22 protein-coding genes are annotated in these 21,507 nt (G+C 54.6%); 15 read left to right on the forward strand and 7 right to left on the reverse strand.

The features are described 5' to 3' along the window. Positions 1-176 precede the first annotated feature (176 nt). On the forward strand, positions 177-560 hold the full coding sequence (locus tag AC1DWM_RS25360; protein WP_477796447.1) for a DUF2931 family protein: 384 nt from the start codon (positions 177-179) through the stop codon (positions 558-560). A gap of 145 nt (positions 561-705) precedes the next feature. On the opposite strand, the gene AC1DWM_RS25365 is transcribed toward AC1DWM_RS25360, so the two are convergent. The 7 genes from AC1DWM_RS25365 to AC1DWM_RS25395 form a co-directional block, all read right to left on the reverse strand. Next, on the reverse strand, positions 706-1,716 hold the full coding sequence (locus tag AC1DWM_RS25365) for a YeiH family protein (RefSeq protein WP_223511587.1): 1,011 nt from the start codon (positions 1,714-1,716) through the stop codon (positions 706-708). After that, positions 1,713-2,039: a Rieske (2Fe-2S) protein gene (locus AC1DWM_RS25370; protein WP_223511585.1), complete on the reverse strand. Its 327-nt coding sequence runs from the start codon at positions 2,037-2,039 to the stop codon at positions 1,713-1,715. The genes AC1DWM_RS25365 and AC1DWM_RS25370 overlap by 4 nt, the downstream gene beginning before the upstream one ends. Next, on the reverse strand, positions 2,036-2,698 hold the full coding sequence (locus AC1DWM_RS25375) for a DsbA family oxidoreductase (RefSeq protein WP_223511583.1): 663 nt from the start codon (positions 2,696-2,698) through the stop codon (positions 2,036-2,038). The genes AC1DWM_RS25370 and AC1DWM_RS25375 overlap by 4 nt, the downstream gene beginning before the upstream one ends. Continuing rightward, the gene (locus AC1DWM_RS25380; RefSeq protein WP_477796448.1) at positions 2,695-4,026 is read right to left on the reverse strand and encodes an MFS transporter; all 1,332 of its coding nucleotides are present in this window, start codon (positions 4,024-4,026) and stop codon (positions 2,695-2,697) included. Before AC1DWM_RS25380 ends, AC1DWM_RS25375 begins: the two co-directional genes overlap by 4 nt. A gap of 92 nt (positions 4,027-4,118) precedes the next feature. After that, positions 4,119-5,171 carry a beta-keto acid cleavage family enzyme gene (locus tag AC1DWM_RS25385; RefSeq protein WP_223511579.1) on the reverse strand — a complete coding sequence of 351 codons (1,053 nt, stop codon included), beginning with the start codon at positions 5,169-5,171 and terminating at the stop codon, positions 4,119-4,121. Between the two features lie 83 nt (positions 5,172-5,254). Further along, complete coding sequence (locus AC1DWM_RS25390; protein WP_223511577.1) at positions 5,255-6,103, reverse strand: TauD/TfdA dioxygenase family protein; 849 nt, start codon at positions 6,101-6,103, stop codon at positions 5,255-5,257. Positions 6,104-6,116: 13 nt separating this feature from the next. Further along, the gene (locus tag AC1DWM_RS25395; RefSeq protein WP_223511575.1) at positions 6,117-7,097 is read right to left on the reverse strand and encodes a quinone oxidoreductase family protein; all 981 of its coding nucleotides are present in this window, start codon (positions 7,095-7,097) and stop codon (positions 6,117-6,119) included. Positions 7,098-7,629: 532 nt separating this feature from the next. Between AC1DWM_RS25395 and AC1DWM_RS25400 the strand changes: the two genes are divergently transcribed. The 14 genes from AC1DWM_RS25400 (at position 7,630) to AC1DWM_RS25465 (ending at position 21,466) form a co-directional block, all read left to right on the forward strand. Then, a complete protein-coding gene (locus tag AC1DWM_RS25400) occupies positions 7,630-8,310 on the forward strand; it encodes a DUF3313 domain-containing protein (RefSeq protein ID WP_223511641.1) in 681 nt (226 codons plus the stop codon). A gap of 142 nt (positions 8,311-8,452) precedes the next feature. Continuing rightward, complete coding sequence (locus tag AC1DWM_RS25405; RefSeq protein ID WP_223511573.1) at positions 8,453-8,914, forward strand: YMGG-like glycine zipper-containing protein; 462 nt, start codon at positions 8,453-8,455, stop codon at positions 8,912-8,914. Positions 8,915-9,465: 551 nt separating this feature from the next. After that, entirely contained in the window at positions 9,466-10,287 is an 822-nt protein-coding gene (locus AC1DWM_RS25410) for a winged helix-turn-helix domain-containing protein (RefSeq protein ID WP_223511571.1), read from the forward strand. Then, positions 10,284-10,766 (forward strand): hypothetical protein, encoded by a 483-nt coding sequence (locus tag AC1DWM_RS25415; protein ID WP_223511569.1) that lies wholly within the window; start codon positions 10,284-10,286, stop codon positions 10,764-10,766. The genes AC1DWM_RS25410 and AC1DWM_RS25415 overlap by 4 nt, the downstream gene beginning before the upstream one ends. A 277-nt stretch (positions 10,767-11,043) precedes the next feature. Then, positions 11,044-11,343, forward strand: a complete 300-nt coding sequence (locus AC1DWM_RS25420) for a hypothetical protein (RefSeq protein ID WP_223511568.1) — start codon at positions 11,044-11,046, stop codon at positions 11,341-11,343. A 205-nt stretch (positions 11,344-11,548) separates the two neighbouring features. After that, positions 11,549-11,935, forward strand: a complete 387-nt coding sequence (locus tag AC1DWM_RS25425) for a hypothetical protein (protein WP_223511567.1) — start codon at positions 11,549-11,551, stop codon at positions 11,933-11,935. 199 nt (positions 11,936-12,134) lie between these two features. Beyond that, complete coding sequence (locus tag AC1DWM_RS25430) at positions 12,135-13,103, forward strand: helix-turn-helix domain-containing protein (protein WP_477796449.1); 969 nt, start codon at positions 12,135-12,137, stop codon at positions 13,101-13,103. 339 nt (positions 13,104-13,442) lie between these two features. Next, entirely contained in the window at positions 13,443-14,414 is a 972-nt protein-coding gene (locus tag AC1DWM_RS25435) for an EAL domain-containing protein (RefSeq protein ID WP_477796450.1), read from the forward strand. Positions 14,415-14,519: 105 nt separating this feature from the next. Continuing rightward, entirely contained in the window at positions 14,520-15,023 is a 504-nt protein-coding gene (locus tag AC1DWM_RS25440) for an outer membrane beta-barrel protein (protein ID WP_223511563.1), read from the forward strand. Between the two features lie 234 nt (positions 15,024-15,257). After that, positions 15,258-15,860: a transglycosylase SLT domain-containing protein gene (locus AC1DWM_RS25445; RefSeq protein ID WP_223511561.1), complete on the forward strand. Its 603-nt coding sequence runs from the start codon at positions 15,258-15,260 to the stop codon at positions 15,858-15,860. A 1,723-nt stretch (positions 15,861-17,583) separates the two neighbouring features. Beyond that, on the forward strand, positions 17,584-17,793 hold the full coding sequence (locus tag AC1DWM_RS25450; RefSeq protein WP_477796451.1) for a hypothetical protein: 210 nt from the start codon (positions 17,584-17,586) through the stop codon (positions 17,791-17,793). Between the two features lie 382 nt (positions 17,794-18,175). Further along, complete coding sequence (locus AC1DWM_RS25455; protein ID WP_477796467.1) at positions 18,176-19,048, forward strand: TauD/TfdA dioxygenase family protein; 873 nt, start codon at positions 18,176-18,178, stop codon at positions 19,046-19,048. A 106-nt stretch (positions 19,049-19,154) separates the two neighbouring features. Then, the gene (locus AC1DWM_RS25460; RefSeq protein ID WP_477796452.1) at positions 19,155-19,634 is read left to right on the forward strand and encodes a 2,4'-dihydroxyacetophenone dioxygenase family protein; all 480 of its coding nucleotides are present in this window, start codon (positions 19,155-19,157) and stop codon (positions 19,632-19,634) included. Positions 19,635-19,816: 182 nt separating this feature from the next. After that, positions 19,817-21,466: a 3-(methylthio)propionyl-CoA ligase gene (locus AC1DWM_RS25465; protein WP_477796453.1), complete on the forward strand. Its 1,650-nt coding sequence runs from the start codon at positions 19,817-19,819 to the stop codon at positions 21,464-21,466. Positions 21,467-21,507: the final 41 nt, after the last annotated feature.

A 21,507-nucleotide genomic window follows, 5' to 3' on the forward strand; every position in this document is an offset into this window, starting at 1 on the left:
GTACATCGGTTTTACCGAACCTGCCCACATGACGGTGTGGGTCGGTCGAGACCTCGGCAGTCGAAGACATCAATGGTCGGATATTTCACTCTGTCGCATCGGGTGCAGCCGCAAGAAGTGATCATGAAGATGGAACCGAAAATGCGCGGGGTTGGGTGGGTATTGGCGGTGCCGGCATGCCAGTGCTGGGCGCAGACCTGCCGAAACGCATCTTCGTGCGCTGGCAATCGATAGTCGAGCGCAAGACCTACGCCGGCTGGATCGATATCTCCGAATCCACCCGTGAAATGATGCGCAACTCGACGGCCCAGCGCTGCCACGAAACCCCTCAGTTCACCGCTAACCTGAGTGCAGCCCTGAATCTGGGACTGGCGCCGGGAGGCATCATTCAGGTCTGGGTCTGCGACGACTGCTTCCGCGCCCACAAAGTCGACCGAGGGCAAGTCGGCATCGAACCGTTAGGACCCGATCAAGGCAAATACAACGGCTTTTACGGCAAGATCAAAGACTCCTCCCAACGCTACATCGAACGTTTCGGCATCCCCTATGGCAGTTGGTGATGAAGTGTTTTCGAGCCAACGAAAAAACGGCGACTGTTGTTACAGTCGCCGCAAAAAGCCGATGCTTGTGACACCGACCGAGTGCCGCAAAGCGCTGAGGAGTCAAACGCAAGGCGGCACTACGTAAAACGGATTCAGGTCGGGCTCAGAACCCCCAGCGCAGCAACAGCAGCACCAGGACGACGAGGAACACCGTCTCCCCCACCATCAGGAGGATGGGCTTGATGCCGACGGAGGCCAGCTCCTTGAGCTGAGTCTTCATGCCCAGGGCACTGATGGACACCACCAGGCACCAGCGCGACAGGTCATTGACCGTGCCTTGCACGGCGGGCGCTATCCATCCCGTGCTGTTGATGCAAGCCAGCAGCAGAAAACCGACGGCGAACCACGGCAGCAATGGTGGTCGTTTGCCTCCGGTGTCGGCGCCCTGCATGCGCGTCACCATGGCCGCACAGACGATCACCGGCAGGAGCATCGCGACCCGCATCAGCTTGACCACCGTCGCCGTGTCACCCGTTTCGGTCGACATGCTGTAACCGGCACCAACCACTTGGGCCACATCGTGGATGGTGGCGCCGAGGAATATTCCCGCCATTTGCGGTGACAATGAAAACCAGTTGGCAATCATTGGATAAACGATCATTGCCATGGTCGACAGGGCGGACACGCCAATGACGGTAAACAGTGTGGCGCGTTCTTTCTGCGGATGATTGGGCAATGCCGCCGCCAGCGCCAACGCCGCCGAAGCGCCACAGATCGCCGTTGCGCCACCGGTGAGCATGCCGAACAAACGCTGGAAACCCAGCAGCTTGGCCGCGATCACCGAAACGCCAATGGTCACCACCACCAGCGTCACCACCAGTGCTACAGGCTTCCAGCCCAGCCCGGCAATCTGCTCAAGGGTAATGCGCATACCCAACAAGGCCACGCCGATGCGCAATACGGTGCGCGCCGTAAACTCGATGCCGGCCTTGCAGACGCCCTCACCGGCCAGGAAATTCAGTGCCATGCCCAACAGCAAGGCAAACAGCATCACCGGCGCACCGTAGTGCTCGGACAAAAAAGTAGCGGCGGCTGCCACGATCAGACTAACGATAAAACCCGGTGCCAGTTCGCGTGTTCGGCTATGGATACGGGTAAGAGCGATGGCGCTCATGGCGCGGACTCCTCAGAAACTAAAACGATAAAGGCCTGGTCGTCGACAACTTCGACCGGGTAGTTTGGGACCTTGAGCTGGGTGGAATTGAGCAGGTAACCGCTGCGCAGATCGAAGCGCAGGCCATGGGCGCAACATTGAATAACCCTGCCGTCCAGACGCCCGCCACACAGCGAAGCGCCCTGATGCGGGCAACTGTCATCGATGGCAAACAGCTCGCCCTCGACGTTGAACAACGCCAGGCTTTTGTTCTCGAACTCAAACAGCGCACGACCGCCCGCCTGTGGAAATTTTCCGGCAGGTACGGGGACACGACGCGTCATGACGGGGACCGCATGCGCTGGCGCTCCAAGGCTTCGTACATGGCGCCAAGCAGCACCTCGGCAGGCTGCGCGCCGGTCATCGTTATTTGGCTATCGAACTGAAAACTCGGCACACCGCTGGAGGCCCCAATCTCGTTACCGACAAAGGGACCGGATTCGTCTTGCAGGTAGTCCTTCACCGCGTCAGCGTCGTAACCGCACGATTGGGCGATGGTGATCAACGTCTCGCGGCAACCCAGGTCCTCGCCGTTCTGGAAGTACGCGGCGAACAAGCGCTCAAGCAACAAGTCGCGCTGAGCTGCGCTCCCCCGTGTGTTGGCGTGCGCCAGCAAACGATGGGCGTCAGCCGTATTAGGCATCGTGGCGATGCGGCTCAAATCGATGGGCACCCCTACCGCCTGCGCGGCCTGCCGCACTTGGGCCTGACGCATCGCCACCGCTTCGGCACTGCCCAGACGATTGAGATAGAACTCGGCGAACGGTTCACCTTGTACCGGTATATGAGGCAGTAACTGCACCCCATGCCACACCGTGGTCACCAGAACTTCCGGTTGCAGCGAGTGCAGCGACTCTAGAGCGCGCTCCAGTTGGCGTTTTCCGATCAAGCACCAAGGGCAGATAAAATCGAAAAACACATCAATACGTAAACGACCACTCACACCTTCACCTCTACCGCAGTTTCACTTACCGAATCGTTGACATGCTCACCCGTCAGCCGGGCAATATCCTTCTGGTAATGGCATTTGGCATAAAAGAACACGGCTGCTGCCGCGATGCTCACCAGCGGCACTAACTGGAAGGCCGCCTGCAAGCCGATCATGTCGGATACCTTGCCGGTAATGAACGGCCCCGGCGCCAGGCCGAGCAAGTTGTTGGCCAGGGTCAGCGTGGCAAACGCCGTACCGTGCACCGAGTAATGAGTCAGGTTGGCAACCATCGCCCCGGCGGGCCCGGTGGTGCCGGCGGCAATCAACATGCCCAGGCAAATCAACAACAATTGCGCAGGTCCCGGCGGCAAGGCGAATGCCGCTGACAACAGCAGGCAGCTGCCCAGGCAATAGGCGATGGCCAGAGCGACCTTGCGCTCTGCCGACTGGCGGCACATCCGATCACTGAGCATGCCGCACAGGATCATCCCGGCACCGCTGCACAGGACAATAATCGCCGCCATACCGCCAGCCTTGTCGGTCGGCATGTCGTAGTAACGGTTGAGGTAGCTGGGCATCCACACAATCACGGTGCCGCCGACGAACAGCTGCAAGCCACTGCCGATGTAAGCCGCAATCACCGAAGGGCTGGAGCACAACGTGCGCAATGGGCGCTTGACCACCGCGCTGACTTTTTTGCCGGCTTGTGCCGCACGCTGAGGTGCAATACGCGCCTCCTTGACGATGATCGGGTACAGCACCGCCAACATCAGACCAAACAGAGCCATACCGGCAAACGACCAGCGCCAGCCCAGCTTGGCCGCAATAGCGCCGCCCAAGGCCATGCCCAACACCGAGCCGAACATACCGCCCGCCATGAAGGCACTGGCCAGCGTTGCTCGCATGTGTTTCGGAAACACCGAAATCACTACAGCAATACCGACGCTGCCATAGGCAGCCTCACCGACACCCACCATGAAGCGGGCGATAAACATTTGCTGGTAGTCCTGCGCCAATGCGCAGCCCAGCGTGGCGATACTCCACAACAGCGCCATCAGCGCCAGACTTTTAACCCGGCCGAAGCGGTCAGCCATTAATGACAATGGAAAGGTCAGCAAGCCGACCATCAAGGCCACAATGCCGCTGAGCAGGCCGAGTTGGCCGTCAGTCAGGGCCCACTCGCCCTTGAGCATCGGAAATACGGCGTTCAGCACTTGGCGGGACATGTAATCGGAAATCAACAAGCCGAACGTCAGTGCGAAGACGATCCAGGCATATTTGCGCGCAATACCGACACCACTGGTGTCGTCATCGCCGGCGGCGATTGGGTGAAAGGCCATGCAGCCTCCTCGAAACTTCGTTTTATTTTTGTTATCGAGCGAATTGCAAAACAGCGAGCGAGAGGTCACCGACCTCCCGCCCTCGCTGCCGGTCAGCCGCGTTGCGGCACACCTTTCTGCCCAGCCTTGCGGTTGGGGGCCATGCCGTTGGCCAGCAGAGTTTCTTCGATAGTTTCGTACTGCACGCCGATGCGATAGATCTCGCGGGCTTCTTTGCCGGTGGCGATTTCGCGACCCAGTTCGTGAGCGATGCGCACGGTCTGTTTGATCTGCGCAACCGAGCCGAAACGGTCGCCCTTGTGGTCAATGATGGTGTCTTCATTGCCCACACGTGGGTGCATGCCCATGGCCATCGACATGGTGTTGAACGGCATTACGTTTTTGAGCAGCGATTCGGAGGTCACAGTGGAACCGTCCGGCGCGCGATGGAGGAAGTTGAAGAAGTTGAACGGATTCGGGCCGTCGAAACCGCCACCAATGCCGATCCAGGTCAGGTTCAACGGGCCTTTGTAGACGCCCCTGCGCACCAGACGCTCGAGGGTTTCCAAGGAATGCATGCCAGTCAGCTGGAAGTGCGGCTGAATGCCGTTGGCCATCAGACGCTTGAGGTGCTCGGCAACCCAGGCCGGGCCGGCTGGCACGGTCATTTCGCTGTAGGCAGCCTGATAGGCCGGATTGGCCAGGGAAGTGCCTTCCAGGTATTCCGGATACAGCAGCTCCATGATGTTCATCTGGACGGTGTTGATCGCCACCGTGACCTGATCCGGTTTTGGCGTCAGCTCGGCCAACATGTGGCGGGTATCGTCGGACAACCACAGGGCGGCTTCGCCATCGCTTTCAGGTGCGAACGAAATCGAACCGCCAACCTGGATAATCATGTCCGGCACCGCTTCACGTACGCCGGCAATCAATTCGTTGAACTTGGACAGACGCTTGGAGCCCTTGCCGTCCAGCTCACGCACATGCAGGTGCAGAACCGTGGCACCGGCTTCGTAGCACTCGACCGCTTTCTGAACTTGTTCATCCATGGTCAGCGGGATGTCTTCCGGGAAGTCTTCCGGCATCCACTCGGGGCCGTACGGGGCCACGGTGATGACCACTTTGTCCATGTTTTCCGGGTGCAGGGAATCGTCGAAGAATTGCATGAGTTACTCCAGTTTTTATGGTTGTCCGCCTGCCGGTCATGCCTGGCAGGCGACTCTACGAGTGCTAATACAGAGGGCGTTGATCAGAACGTCTTGTCACCGATAATCCCGGCGCGTTCCATCTTGCGATGGCACGGCGGGTAATCCATGACCGCGTAATGCTGAGTACTGCGGTTGTCCCAGATCGCGATGCTGTTGGGTTTCCAGCGCCAGCGCACCTGATACTCAGGGATGTACGCCTGGCTGATCAGGTAGCGCAGCAACTCGCCCGCACCAGGGTTTGCGTCCTGGCCGAAACGCACCCGGTCAGGGGTGTGGTAGTTGCTGATGTGGGTGGTGAAGGCGTTGACGAACAACACCTTTTCCCCGGTCTCCGGGTGAGTACGCACCACCGGGTGCTCGGCATCCGGGTACATCGCCTTGAGCGCCAGACGTTTCTCGATCGGCATGGCCGCGCCAAAGCTCGCTTCGATGCTGTGACGGGCACGCAGGTCGGCGATCTTCACTTTTACGTCTTCCGGCAGGCGCGCATACGCCTCCACCATGTTGGTCCACATGGTGTCGCCGCCCACGGGCGGGCACTCTACGCAACGCAGCACACACCCCATCGGCGGGGCCTCGCGCCAAGTGGCATCGGTGTGCCAGGCGTTCTCGTAGCGGTCCATTGGTTGGTCCGGATTCTTGTAGATGCGCACCAGTCCCGGATGATCCGGGTCACTGCCGGCCACCGGGTGATCCTCCAGCTCGCCGAAACGTCGGGCGAAGGCCACATGTTCGGCGCGGCTGATGTCCTGATCTCGCAGGAACACCACACGATGCTTGAGCAACTGGGCACGAATCTCGGCAAAAAGACCGTCGTCATGCACCGCATCGGCGAGGTTGACGCCGATCAGTTCGGCGCCAATGTTGCAGGTCAATTGTTCGACTTTCATGGCTGGTAGCTCCTTAAATGACGAAAATCGACGAGCCGGTAGTCTTGCGTGACTCTAGGTCGCGATGGGCCTGGACAGCGTCTTGCAAGGCATAGTGCTGATTGATTTCGATCTTGATCCGACCGCTGCCGACGTGGTCGAACAGCTCGCCAGCCAGGTCGGCTTTTTCCGCCGGGTCTGCGATGTAGTCGGCCAGGGCCGGACGGGTCAGGAACAGCGAGCCTTTCATTGCCAGCATTACCGGGTCGAAGGCCGGGATCGGGCCGGACGCCGTGCCGACGCACACCATCAAGCCGCGACGCTTGAGCGAATCCAGGGAACCCATGAAGGTGTTCTTGCCAACGCTGTCGAACACAACGTTGACACCCACACCGTCCGTCATCTCGCGAACGCGTTGAGCAACGTCTTCATGGCTGTAATTGATGACATGGGTGCAACCATGAGCCAGGGCAATTTCACCCTTGGCCTCGGTGGACACGGTCCCGATAACGTTCACGCCGAGCAGCTTGGCCCACTGCGAAACGATCAGGCCCACACCACCAGCGGCGGCGTGCAGCAAAATAGTGTCACCGGCCTTGAAGTCGTAGATGCGGCGCATCAGGTACGACGAGGTCAGACCACGCATGGTCATGGCCGCGGCCGTTTCGAAGCTGATGGTTTCCGGCAACTTGATCAACGGCGCGGCCGCGATCAGACGCTCGGTGCTGTAGGCACCCAAGGTGTTGAGGAAACCGGTGTAGGTGACGCGATCACCCACTTGAACGTTGGTCACACCTTCGCCGATAGCCTGGACCACACCGGAAGCCTCAACGCCCATGCCGTTTGGCATAGGGATCGGGTAGGTGCCATTGCGAAAGTAGGTGTCGGCATAGTTCAGGCCAACCGCTACATGACGAAGACGAACCTGGCCTGGACCAGGATCGCCGACTTCGACGTCTTCATAACGAAGGACTTCGGGACCACCGGTTTCGTAAAAGCGAACGGCTTTGGCCATGATTTCTTATTCTCCAATCTGCAATGTTGGCTTGCTGCGTCGAATTGCGCTGATTGGACTGTAGGTTGCTGCCTCTGGAGCCGCTTCTCATCAGACGACAATGGCTTTTCATTTCGTGACAGAGGCCCGGTGTTGCGAGATATGGATGCCAGTGGCGGATGGTCGGGCGACGGTGGTTCAGCCTCTGCATCAATGCGCGCGGCAACGCCCGACAGGAGAATTGCTGGTCAACAGGTATTAATGGACATCATGCGGCAACCCTGACCTGCCGCCTTTGCGATCAGGGCTCGCTCATCAGACTGATACGTTCTGCGCAAATAGCCGCCTGCCATAGGGGGCTGCGAGACGGACACACTTTGGCGGTTCAGTTTAATAGTTTTTGAGGGTTATTGATTCGGATTATCCAGCCACTCCGGGCAGGATGCGCCCCGCATTGACCGACGTACAAGCTCGCGCTTTGCGTAGCTCAGGTCAGCACCTGGGACCAGGTCGGAAACTGAATGACAACTTTCATCACTTGAGAACAGAACACATGGGCATGTCGAATAAATGGATAGTGGGAATTGCTTTGAGTAGCGTGTTTCAGGTCGGCTGTGTCTCGAAGGTCACTGAGCAGGAGCAATATTCGGGCTTCCTGGCCAATTATCAGGGACTGGAAGAGCAAACTACGCCGAGCGAAAAAAAGGTGCTGCGCTGGGTAAAGCCAGGGTTTGATCCTCGCGCTTATTCCACTGTCGTGTTCAAGCAGGTAGAGCTGTATCCAGCGCCGAAGCCGAGCGATCGCATCAACCTGAAAACCCTGCAAGACGTGCAGACCATGGCGAGCAACAGTGTCAAGAACGCCTTTGCCCCCACCTACACAATCATCTCGGATGCACAGCAAGCACCCGCCGATTCTCGGACATTGATCTTGCATGCGGCGATCACCGAGGTCAGCGCCACCAACGAGGGCATGCATTGGTATGAGGCCGTACCGATCTCTGCTATTGTCGGGGCAACACAAGCAGCCACCGGGCATCGCGATCAGACAGCCGAAATGTATATCGAAGCCGACCTGATCGATGCAAAAACCGGTTTGCCCGTCGTCAAGGTGGTACGCAAGGTGTTCGGCGAGACATTGGATAATGCCAGCCAGCCAATAGCTGCCAATGACTTCAAGGCCGCACTCAAAGAGATGACGAACGACATGCAGGCACTGCTTTCCAAGCAGTAATAACCGCGTAATACCCCATTGCAAACGTTGAATTGCCTGCCATCCATTGTCATGGGATTGCATCGCGAGCATGGGGTTTAAGCCGCGTCTCCCTAAACAAACCGTTAGGCCACGTAACGATATCTAACGAGAGTCCGACTTGATGAAAATACTGACCTTTACCTTATCGTCATTAGTGTTGCTCGCCAGTTCTGGCGCGTTGGCGGTGACGGTGGTTCCACTAAAAGGGCAAACGTCCCAGACAATTCAGCAAGACACCAGTACCTGCCAATCACAGGCCAATGCTCAATTCCCGATACAAAACACCGTGCCATCCGGTGGTCGGGTAAAAGGCGCTGCCACCGCCGCCGTCGCCGGAGCCACTGCAGCGCAGGTTCGGGGCAACCAACATGACAACGTCTATGACCAGATCGACGACGATATCAAGCAAGACTATCGCCAGAACCGTGCACACAGCGCAGCGGTAGCTGGCGCGGTGGTCGGGGGATCAAGACAACGCCAGGAGCGCAGACAAAACAGTGGAGCGACCGAGCAAAGCATCACCGCCAACAACTCGGTGTACAGCAGTTGCCTGCAACAGCGTGGCTACAACGTTTTGCCTTGATCCCGATGGTTATTCTTCTTCGAATACCCCGATATCAACGTTGCGAACTGACAACTTTTCCGGATAACTTAATTGATGTTCCGATGTAATTACCCAGTTATGCGATCAACAATTTAAGTTCGCCCTGCCTCTGAAGGAACTTCACTTCCCTTATCCCCTGCCCTCGCCTGTATCTCACTCAAATACATGGCTTCAATCTGCTTGAGGGGCAAAAATGTCCTGTCAGCAAATAGGAATCAGTTCGGCCAAACCGCAGGCTTGTGTGTCAAATAGAACTCAGTCTCAACCCCCTGCCTTGCAGTTTTCGGATAGCGCACATTATTCGTACCGAGCATCATCATGGACCTCGATTGAACCCTCGTGGATTACCCTTGCTTGATTCCAGTGAGATTTTTGATAGGCTGTCCCACCATTGTCTAGTGGCTCTCTCTGCACCTTCCGCGTATGCCCGCTCGTAGCCGTTCATCCCCTGACAAATATGTATTACGTCAAATCCGGCCTATCAAAACTGTCTTAATAGCCAGCCAGATCCACCCGATCGAAGGATTCTCATGCGTTACGCCTTCAAGTTGAAAAATGGTTCCATGGCCGTTTTTGACCCAGACACCGCCTTGCTTTCCATCACGACACCCTATGGAGATGTGCAAAACACCACGATAGGTAGAGCTGAATCGCGTCTACTGGACCTGCTGCTTATGGAACCCGGTCAGACTAAAAGCCGTGAGGAAATCATCGACTACACCTGGAATGACCGCGTCGTCGCCTCTGGCAGTTTGAATCAGGCCGTTTTCTCACTTAGAAACATTTTGAATGACAGTCGAGATCACGAGATTTTGATGACGGTTCCTCGAAGAGGCTATTGCTTCAACCGTCACTATGTTGTCGATGTACAAACAGACTTTCTGACGCCTTCCGATGAAGCCGCACAACCTGCAGTACCCGCCATTGAAGCGCTTCCGCTAACCGAAAATGATGGTGTCCTGGAGTCATCAGGAAAAACCATAAAATCTACTTACATTAAAAAATCCCTGTCAGTCGCTTATGTCTTGACCTTGGGAGTATGCGCCTTCACTGGTTTCCATTCGGGCTTCGACACACCGAAAATAGAAATTTCCAGTGTACAAGTGAACGAATTGGTCATTCATGCAGTAGGTAACAGCGTCGCAGAAGCTCAATCACTGCGGGATCTTTCGGCTAAACAGGTTCAACAGCTTTCGCCAAATTTAAAGGGTCAGGTTTGGTTGAATCTCTTTAAAACAAACTATTCCGTGTCGTGCGTTCGTCCGGACCTAAGCACTGCAAACTTACAGTTAAATAGCAACCAAAAAGACCTCGCCGTGATGATCCAACAATGTTTGGAAGCAACGCCATGAAGCTAAGAATACCGTCAATTGCTCACTGGATAGTGCTGGGAGTTATCAACGCTGCCTGTATTTTTTCGTTGATGTATTCGCCATCTTATTACATGGAAAATACCAGTTATCAAACAATCACTCGACAATGGCTCGAAGATTTAAATCAACTCAACTCTGAAGAATATCTGACCATCGGGCACGGCCGACTTACGCAAACCACTCTGGAAAGCCTGAACGGAAAGATCCGCAACGCTACGATCACGGCGGATGTCATCCGAGAAAGCTATCATCACGTTCAGATAAAAGTAAGTAATGTCAAACTTAGCCAGGATGACGAGCTATTCGCCATTGAAAAAACACCCGATCTCTTTTTCAGGCGCCAGTTCGCTCTGCAAGAAGGCGCTGTTCTAAACTACGAATTAATCCCTACCACCGATAAAAAAGCCGTATGCTTTTATGTGCACGACTTTGGCCGCTTGCGCTGCATGAATCACTAAGCCATCTATTGTCAATCACGTCACGCATATTCGACCAGGCAACAGGACTTGATACTCCTTGCGCCGCTAAAGCCGACTCAAACAAAAAAATAAGAATTACTGATTTGAGTCAGGCGCCCTTTCCCTTCAAAGTCTCTCCTCTATAGTTTCGGAGCCGTGCCTGCTATCTCTCAGCACAAAGACCGGCTCCCGGCTTCTCCAAACAAACTTCATGACCGCCTGTAAAGTTATGTTTCAGCTTCATACTCCTTCAAAACAACTTTTCCTGGGGTGGTAGATGAAAACAACTATTTTTTTGCGAGCCGTAAAATCGATGATATCCAAGATCCTGGTAGCTCTATCTCTGGCTGCAATACCATTTCATTCGATGGCCCACAATGAGTACTCTATCGGTAGCGCGGAAATCGAAATTTATGAAATAGAATTGAGTCCGAATGAGAAACTAAAATTGTCGCATCTAAAAATCTACTCTGAAAATGAGTTCCACGAGGAGGAAGAGGCGACAAACGACCAACGCCCCTCCCCCCCCAAAAACATGACTAATGAGCGTCAAGATTTATCACTCATTCCACTTTGATAATATTTTTTCTGGCTGCATAGCCTCTCAATACAGTGAAAGCTGCTCCTGACGTCATCTGCAAATAGACCGAACACTCCGAAAATATGAGTTTTTGACTTTGATAAGCCTCGTTGGAGCAAGACTATCCAGAGGCCAAGCCGTGGCAGTGATGCGGCTGACACTATGCTCTGCCTGAAAAGCCATTCATAAGGAAAGCACGTCAATGCAGCTAAAAAACCTCGCAACCGTATCGTTTGGTGTATTGCTTTCTGTCAAGGCCATGGCCTATGAAGACGAACCTCATGGTGCCGACCTGACACGTATTGAAAGCAACAAAAAAGCACTGAGCGATGAAAAAGCCAGATATAAAATTTGCACCAACTATCGTGTCAATGATTTGTTTGCCTATGATGCCGCAGCCATCGGCCCAACAAGTCAAAAAACGGCCATCTTTGGTTCGAAAATAGCGCCGTGCAAACTTCAAAGCCTATTGGATATACCATTGAACGATGCGTATGTTTTTTCAGCGGCGTTGGATCTGATGCCGGAGTCATTGACGGACAAAAATGACGACAGCGCTGAAGTCGAGCCAGGTGCGTTTGCGTCATAGTCTATACGCTGAATGTGAAAATTTAGAAGTAAAAGAATTGTCACACTCAGCGCTTATTTTCTTTGGACGTCACTGTCAAGGAGCGATCAAATGGATCGCTCGTCAAACTCTCTCGACTGAGTTGCATTAACGACCGACACCACAGTCGTTGACACACATTGCTTAGCACTATCCATTTAGCTGAAGAGCGTTCAACTCCATGAGCATCCCCAATGAAGTCTTTCGTGTAACCTCTACGCCTGCGGACAAATCCCATAGAACAATTGGCCGATGGGAGATGAGCCTTGTCCCATCAGAGCGTGAAGCAAGCATTCGACAGCATAAGCTCATTCATAGCCCCATACTCCAATGCAGTCGACTGGAGTTTGATTCAGCGGTGACTATTATCAGCTCTGTGCCTCATGGCTATGTCACCTTCGCCATTTCACAGGCTTCCGTTGGTCGACCCACTATAAATAATCATGAATTACGACCTAACGAAATCATCGTACTGACTAGCGACGAGCCAGTGCATTACACTTGCGAGCCGAATGAAACTCTTTTCACACTCACCACGACTTTAGAACACTACAAACAGTGCCTGGAAAACAATTCAACTATCGATATGCTTGCAAAGCGAAAGGAATACCGCTTTCAGGTTCCAAATTTCAAATTAATTCAGTCTGCCATCCAAGCCATCAACGCGTGCGTTAACGACGTCAACAATCAACCTTTAGAACAGCGCGACCGCCCTGATACTTCCTCCATTGAAAGTGTGCTGCTGATTTCTCTACTCCGGGTACTGACACCTGCTGGTCGCTCCTCGCTAAAAATCCCGACCAGAAGAAAGGTTGCGATGGCAGCGATAGAATACATTCATGACAACCTGAAAAAGGCGCTCTGCATGAAGGCGCTAGTAAAACAACTTGAGACTACGACTCGCACCTTGCATCATGGATTCGTCGAAACATTTGGAATTTCTCCGATCGCTTACATTCGAAATTTAAGACTCGCCAATGTCCGCCGAGACTTGATCCGCAACACGTGGCCAACGGTTACCGAAACCGCAATGTTCTGGAACTTCCAGCATCTAAGTCGGTTTTCCAAGGCCTACCAGGATGCTTATGGAGTGACACCCTCCGAAACCACCAGGCGCAACGCTGCAAAACTGGCGGCGTCCAACTGCTGAGTATTAGAAATGGTAAGGTGATGCTACTCATGCGGGATACTGCAGGCGCTTTTCATTCACTGCAACAAGCGCACCGCCTAGACAACGTAATTCCAAAAAAATAACAATCAATAATTTTCATCCATCCATTTTAACCACCAATATTGATTACTTCTAATTCAAGGGGGTAAGCATGAGCTATCGATTAAATTCACTGCCGCTTAAGCAAAAAATTATCTTTTGTCTTCTCGCCTACTTATGTGGTGTAGCACTGGCCTGGTTGATTGACTATTAACAAGCGCACCTTTAATTCTTCAGGCCGCCCCCACCAAGTTGAAGTCGTATATTTCGGAGTTTTTTATGATTACGGGGTATAAAGCTTTGCTTAGAAGGCACACGGTAGCTTTATGCGTAACGGCTGCGGCGGGCTCGGTCGCATGGTTTTGTACCGGGAGTCTTGCTGAGCATCTGGCTCTCGGATGGAAGTTATTTATTACCCTGGCGTTTATGCTGGGCGTATTGCTCTACAGTGCACGGAAGATTGAAAGGTATTACACCTCAACCGCCATTCAGCTTCGCAAGGCCATAAGGGCGAATGAGCTGGATGTTCACTACCAGCCTATAGTTAATTTGCGGACGGGTAACCTGGTCGGTGCCGAATCGCTGTCGCGCTGGAGCTCTAAAGGAGCCATCATTCCGGCGGACGTATTCATCGCGGCGGCAGAGAAGTCCGACTTGATCTGCGAGCTTACGCGCTCGGTCATACGCCGGGTTGCGGAGGATTACAGCACCTATCTTTGGGCGTGCAAGGATTTCTACATCACAGTCAATCTTTCCACTCAAGACATTCTCGATCCAACCTTTCCAGACTTTGTGGCCAACATCATGGCAGCGTACAACTTGCCAGCCACCGCCATCGTCTTTGAGATTACCGAAAAAACCTTGTTAGACCAAAAAAGTGCAGCGACTCAGTTGCACAGACTTCGAGCACGCGGGCATCGTATTGCCATTGATAACGTCGGCTCCGGCTACTTCCGCCTCTCGCTCATCGAATCAGTACCTGTCGACATACTGAAAATAGATCTTACGCTCATCAACCACGACACCATCGCTGCCAAGGATGCCTTGTGGCGACATATTGCCAAAATCGCCAAGACTCTAAAACTTAACGTTGTCGCCAAGGGCGTCGAAACTCAACAGCAACTACCGCACTTGACTTCAGAAGGTGTGTTATTGGCGCAAGGCTGGTTGTTTTCCAAAGAGCTCCCTGTTCGTGCATTGGCAAGACGGTATTTTCAATTACCAGCGAACATCAGTCCCCACACTGATTGAAGTCACTCAAAAATATCAATCAATGACTTCTATCAGTCTTCGCGATCACTCAAATTCTCGGCGAACACCTCACAATCGACAATCTGTAGAAGGATTCCACCTCACATGTTTTTTCGAAACCTTGGCTTCGTTTCACTGCTTTCGTTGCTGTCTTTTCAGGCAGTCGCGGAGGATGACAGAGGTTTGTATCTTGGAGCTGGCGTAAGCAACATTGAAACCGACAAATCCAGTCTGAGCGATGAAGATTCCAGCTATAAGGTTTTTGCCGGCTATCGTCTCAACGGCTATCTGGCCTTCGAAGGCGCCTTCGTTGATCTCGGCCAATTCGAGGACAAGAATCTTGATTTCGATGGCAAATCTGTCCAGGCCAGCGCCCATGTCGGCTTTCCACTGGGAGACCGGATACGCCTTTACGGCAGTGTCGGTGCTCATGCCTGGGATGCTGACGGCAATGCCAGCGATGATGACACCGGGGTGGATCTGACCTACGGCGCCGGTGTTGAATTTGATGTGTTTCGCAACATTGGTATCCGCGCTGAATATGAAGTACTGGAGGTCGGCGACATCGACCTGAATCAAACAACGGCCTCTGCTTTTATTCTCTTTTAACGCCAACTTGCATTGAGCGGCCATGCGGGTCGCTCAACGCACACCCTGAGACCATCATCCTCGCCGGACTTGCCCTGTCGCGCCGCGCGTCACCACTGGCAAATCTGCCATTCCAGCAGTCGGCATTCGCTGGCGCCCTATCACTTGCGCCGTGACATCGAATGGTCTGTTTTACACAGGTTCTGTGCTGCAAGCGGAGGGCTACTAACGCCCTTATTTTTCTGAGGGCTATGGATGAAACAAGGGCGAGTTTGGGCGCTGTTGCTAGTATTTGCGATCTTGACGGGCTGCACGACGGTGCCGCCAAAGGATCAAAATAATCTGTGCAATATCTATCGTGAGTACCCTGACTGGTACGAAGACTCGCTAGAGATGCAGAAAGAATGGGGTACGCCTCAACACGTTGCGATGGCGATCATGAAGCAGGAGAGCAGTTTCGTCTCCGATGCATTGCCTCCCCGTGACTACGTGCTTGGAGTGATTCCCTGGGGGCGAGTCAGTTCTGCCTATGGTTATGCGCAAGCCCTAGACCCTGTCTGGGGTGAGTACAAGGATATGACCGGCAATGGCGGCTCGCGGGACAACTATGATGACGCGATCATGTTTATCGGCTGGTACACCACTGGCACCCACAGCCAGCTTGGAATCTCCAAAGGGGACGCCTACAACCAGTACCTGGCTTACCATGAAGGGCGTGGCGGCTTTCGTCGTGGCACCTATCGCAGCAAGCCATGGTTGATGCAGGTGGCACGCAAAGTAGAGCAGCAGTCAAAGAACTACGATTCGCAGCTCAAGCAGTGCCGCGAAGAGCTGGAGGATGATCGCAGCTGGTTTTAACACCGACTGATCAGCATCTACCGAAGAGGCACCTGGCAACGTCGTTTCGTTCTGCGGCGCAGATCGAAATGCCCAATTTCTGACCCTGTCACACCGTCGTCACATCCACCCGGCACAATGCGATCAGCCAAAAGGATTTGGCTACGTGTATGAAGAGCCCGGCCACTGCGCCGGGCTTTTTCGTTCCTGCGACATACTTTTCACGAAGCGCTCACATAATGGAGCGCAGATTGAGCAAACAAAAGGATTTGACCCCATACAGAAGGCCCGCCATGTGCGGGCTTTTTGTTTTCAGACTCCCTCTCTCCTACCTGCTTGTATTCCACGCAAGTACCCCTCTGCGAATTCGCGACGCTTTAGCGGATGCCATTTACCGGATAAGCATGGAATCAGGCACGCCCCTAATTCCCGCGATGACCGGTATTGAACCGAGAGCGTTGAATTGCGTCCAACGGAAATGAATCGCATCAAGGGGATGAGGGCGATGGAAACGCGTGCAGTGGTCAAGTTTTTTGCAGCTTACTTGTCTGTCACTCTAACAATTGCATGGTGCGTAGCCGAGGCTTCACCCTGGATCGCCTCTCATATCCTGATGAAGTGGATGCTTTAGCACAGCAGTGATCGACAACCGGGAACAAGCACAGAGCATGAACAGCGTTCACGCTGGCAGCGCCGTTGCTGCTCTGGGTATCGAAGATCATGATTAGTTAACGCATGAGTATTGAGCAAGCGTGCTTTCTAGAATTTCCGAATTCAGCCTCTCGCATTCTGCATTGGCCTCAATTCGTGTCGGATAGCAGATTTTTAGCCTGCACTTACCTTCATTATCGTAGATGTCGAAATCTATAGGCGCCGTCGTGCAGTAGAAGCGTGCCCCACTGCGGGTTGATCCGGTTTCCTTTGGAATCGAGGGGACAACCACGAATCTCGCCATATTGGTTTTCCCTGCAGTGCCCACATGTCAGTGACTTAAGGAATAGCGGCTACTAGCCACTAGATCAAGTGAGCATCTTAAAAATCCGATGAGCAGTTTGTTGCAACCAAAACGCATTCGAATTCACCGATGTGATTACTGCGCAATCATACATTTAGGGTGCGTTGATTGACCGTCAAGGTGCTTGAGCTCAGGCGTGAAGGCGGCGATATACGGCTCGGATGCTGCGCACAATCGCCTATGATTTTAGCTCGGGTGAGCGCGAAGCTCGGTCGGTCGGCACGGGAGCGTTCTCAGGCTTTACATGCCTCGTGGGCGCATCGAACAGCTCCTCCAAGCGGGTCTGCTTTCGGTGCGAGAAATCGCCTCAGCTTGTGCCAGAGAGGCGGCACCGTTGATCAGCATGCAGGACGTGGAAACTAGCAGCCGCAAGTTAACAATCTTAAAAAGGAAACGAGCGTGAAAAATCGAGGAGTCACGTAAATCTCACGCACATGAAAAAGGCCAATGCTGTGAACATTGGCCTAAGTCATTGAAAAATATGGTCGGGACGGAGTGATTCGAACACTCGACCCCTAGCACCCCATGTTGGGGGCTATAGCATCCTAACCTATTGTTTTTAAAGGGATACAGCCACTTACAACGGTGGCAAAACATCCGCTTTTTTGTGCTTATGCAAACGAAAACTCGCGGCCTCCAGAGGAGGTTTTGCGCACAACTCTCCCGGCTTCCTGCCTACCGCTTAGCCCTCGCCGGCTGCTACGCTGAAATTTCCACGGAGGATTTGCGATGCCAAATTCTGACCTGCTCCCTTCCCTGCTGTTCAAGATCAACGAAAACCAACTGGCGCTCGAAGCCGCGATCATGGCGCTGACGATTTGGGTTGAGCAAAGAGGATCAGCTGAGGAAGCCGGCAACGTTCGCGGCGCCCTGCAAACGATCGACAAGAACGAAGAATTTATCAAGATGAGCCTCGCAGTACTCATGGCACCAGAATGAGACGCAAGGGCAGACGCATTGCTTACTGCTCCTGACGATATGCATACATTCAATCTCTAGGGTTTTCGGCCAAGCAGGCAAAACGGCGCCGGAGGATGCTCATAATTCAGCTTTAGTCCTAATCACTAGCTCGTTGTCCCAACATGCTAAGAAACTGTCCCGCCGTGCCCATAGCCTTGTGCTCGATATACCTACTATAGGACCAGCCCCCTCTGCTCAGTCAGTGGGGGCAGTTACCTATACCGGATGCACATATTGCGCACCGCCGTACAAGCACGGACTGGAGACAACAATGACAAAAATCGCCGAAATCCAAGACACTCCTTCACCAGCGTCGCCCTCGGCACCGGCCATCATCCGGTCGTCGGTGCGACAGCATTCGATCAAGGTAGAGCTTTGCACACCCGCCATCGGCGCAGAGCTCAGCAACGTCAACCTTGTCGACGCTGCCCAGGACCCCGAACTGATCGCGGAAATCAGGGCCCTGTGGCTCAAGCACAAAGTGTTGTTCTTTCGCGACCAGAACATCACTCCAATGGAGCAACAGCACTTCGCCGCGCAATTCAGCGAACTGGAAGCCCATCCCCTGGCGCCGAGCCATCCGGAGGCGGACAAGCTGCTGATGCTGTACCGCAATCTCGATCCGAGCAAGCCCAAGAGCTATGTGGAAAAGGCTAGTCGCGAAAACCTCTGGCATGCCGATGTCACCTACAAGCTGGCGCCGCCCCGCGGCGCGGTATTGCGCTGCGAACTGGGTCCGGAGACCGGCGGCGATACGCTGTTTTCCAACATGGTGATGGCCTACGAAAAGCTGCCCGAAAGCATCAAGCAACGAATCGATGGCTTGTATGCCAAGCACGGTGCCGAGCAGACCTTTGGCGCCCAGTTGCCACGCGAAGAACGTCACGCGATGGCCCTGAAGACCCCCGGTGCCGAGCACCCGGTAGTGCTTGTGCATCCCGAGACAGGCGAGAAGGTGCTGTTTGTCAATTCCGCATTCACCACCCATTTCTCGAACTTCTTCAACTTCGAGGACATCCGCTACGGCCAGGACTTTATGCCCGAGGCTCATCACCTGATGAACTACCTGATCTCCCAGGCCGCCATCCCGGAATACCAGGTTCGCCTGAAGTGGCGCACCAACACCGTTGCCATGTGGGACAACCTGCAAGTCCAGCACTACGCCGTGGCTGACTACGGCAACGCGCCACGGAAGATGCTGCGCGCAACCCTGGCGGGAACCCCGCTGACCTGACCCTGACTGCCAGACAGACAGCCCGGGCACCCGACCATCCGTGATGGTCGGACGATCCCGGCCGCCGAAAAATTCCCGATCAAAACAACAATCAACGGAGATACCTATGCTCTACGAACACGTCGACACCGCCGTCATCGATGGCGAATCCCTGCCCTGGATTCCGTTTACCCCTTATGCAGATAACGTCCTGCTCAAGTACTTCAAGCTCGACCCGATCCGTGGCGAATGGATCGTCATGATGAAGGCGCCGCTGGACATGCAACTGCCCAAGCACCACCACACCGGCACGGTCATGGTCTACACGATCGAAGGTCAGTGGAAATACAAAGAGCATGACTGGATCGCCGGCCCCGGCAGCATCGTCTACGAGACGGCCGCGTCGACTCACACACCTGAAGTCGTCAGCACGGGAAGCGCGGATGGGTATTCGCTCATGCTGGTTCAAGTGACGGGCGATCTCGCGTTCCTGGACGGCAACGACAACATCGTCGCGCTGGAAAACTGGAAGACCGGGTTGCAACGCTATCTAGCTTATTGCGAGGAGCATGACATCGCGCCGAAAGACCTGACGGCATTCAACTGACCCGGATTTCACGGGAAAACCCGGCGCCTCTGGTTCAAGGGGCGACCGGGCCAGTTACCGGTTAGCAATCATTCAGGGGAGGGAAACAGGCTGTGTCGGGTCGCGGTCTTGACGCGAAATCTGACCCGGGCCTGGCCGCCTGCTCGCTCCCCCGATCACAGACAAGCGAACGGAGCGATGCCATGAAAGGCCTGATGATGCAAAAGCAGCTTTTGATTTCCTCACTCATTGAACATGCCGACCGCCATCACGGTGATACGCAGATCGTATCCCGTCGGGTGGAGGGCGATATCCATCGCTACACCTTCCGAGACTGCCACCATCGCGCGCGCCAGTTGGCCAGCGCACTCACCCGCCTGGGCGTCAAGCCTTCCGAGCGGATCGGCACACTGGCATGGAATGGCTATCGGCACCTGGAGTTGTACTACGGCGTTGCCGGCATGGGTGCCATTGTGCATACCATCAACCCTCGCCTGCATGAAGACCAGGTCGCCTACATCGCCAATCACGCCGAAGACCAGTACATCTTCTTCGACTTGACCTTCTTGCCACTGATCAAGGCCATCGCCGAGCGCTGCAATGGGGTCAAGGCGTTCATCGCCATGACTGATCAGGCGCACATGCCCAAGGATGCCGGCATCGACAACTTGCTGTGCTATGAAGACCTCCTTCAACAGGGATCCCCTGACTACGCTTGGCCGGTTTTCGACGAGGATGCCGCCAGTACGCTCTGCTACACCTCCGGCACGACGGGCAACCCGAAAGGGGTTTTGTACAGTCATCGCTCGTCGGTGCTGCACACCTATGCCGCCGCGCTCCCTGACGCCCTGAATTGTTCGGCGCACGACGTGATCCTGCCGGTGGTGCCGATGTTTCATATCAACGCCTGGGGACTTCCCTACATCGCGTGCATGGTCGGGGCAAAACTTGTATTTCCCGGACCGGCCCTGGATGGAGCATCGCTGTTCGAACTGCTCGAAGCCGAGCAGGTGACACTGTCCGCGGGTGTCCCTACCGTGTGGCAAGGCCTGCTTGGTCATCTGGAAAAAACCGGCCGGCAATTCTCCAGCATGAAACGCAGCATCATTGGTGGCGCGACCTGCCCCCCGTCCATGCTGCACACCTTTCAGCAAACCTACGGCGTTGCGGTATTGCACGTCTGGGGGATGACGGAGCTGAGCCCTATCGGAACCGTCGGCGCCCTGAAGGCCAGGCACCTCGAAATGTCTCCGGCAGAGCGTTATGCCGTGCAATCCAAGCAAGGCCGGGCGGTGTTTGGCGTCGACATGAAGATCGTTGACGCGGACGGCCTGGAGCTGCCTTGGGACGGCGCGACCTCGGGTGACCTGATGGTGCGTGGCCCCTGGGTGGTACGCGACTATTTCAGAAATGAAAGCGACTGTTCACCGCTGCTCGAACACGCCGGCCAGACCTGGTTCCCCACCGGCGATGTGGCGACCATCGATGGCGATGGCTTCATGCAGATCACCGATCGCAGCAAGGATGTGATCAAGTCGGGTGGCGAGTGGATCGGCTCGATCGATCTGGAGAACATTGCTCTGAGCCATCCCTCAGTCGCCCAGGCGGCCTGCATCGCCGCGAAACACGCGAAGTGGGATGAACGGCCCTTGCTGATCATCGTCAGGAAAGCGCAGGCAGCCCTGACCCGGGAAGATCTGCTGGCCTTTTATGACGGCAAGATTGCCAAGTGGTGGACGCCGGATGATGTGGTCTTCGTCGACACGATTCCACTGGGTGCTACGGGCAAGGTGTTAAAGAACCGCCTGCGCGAGCAGTTCGGCGATCATCTGCTGGTCAAGGCTGCCAGCTGAGTAACAAGGAAAAAATCCAGCCCTGTCCATGTGCAAAGGCA

Source organism: Pseudomonas sp. P4_C8 (assembly GCF_056401975.1).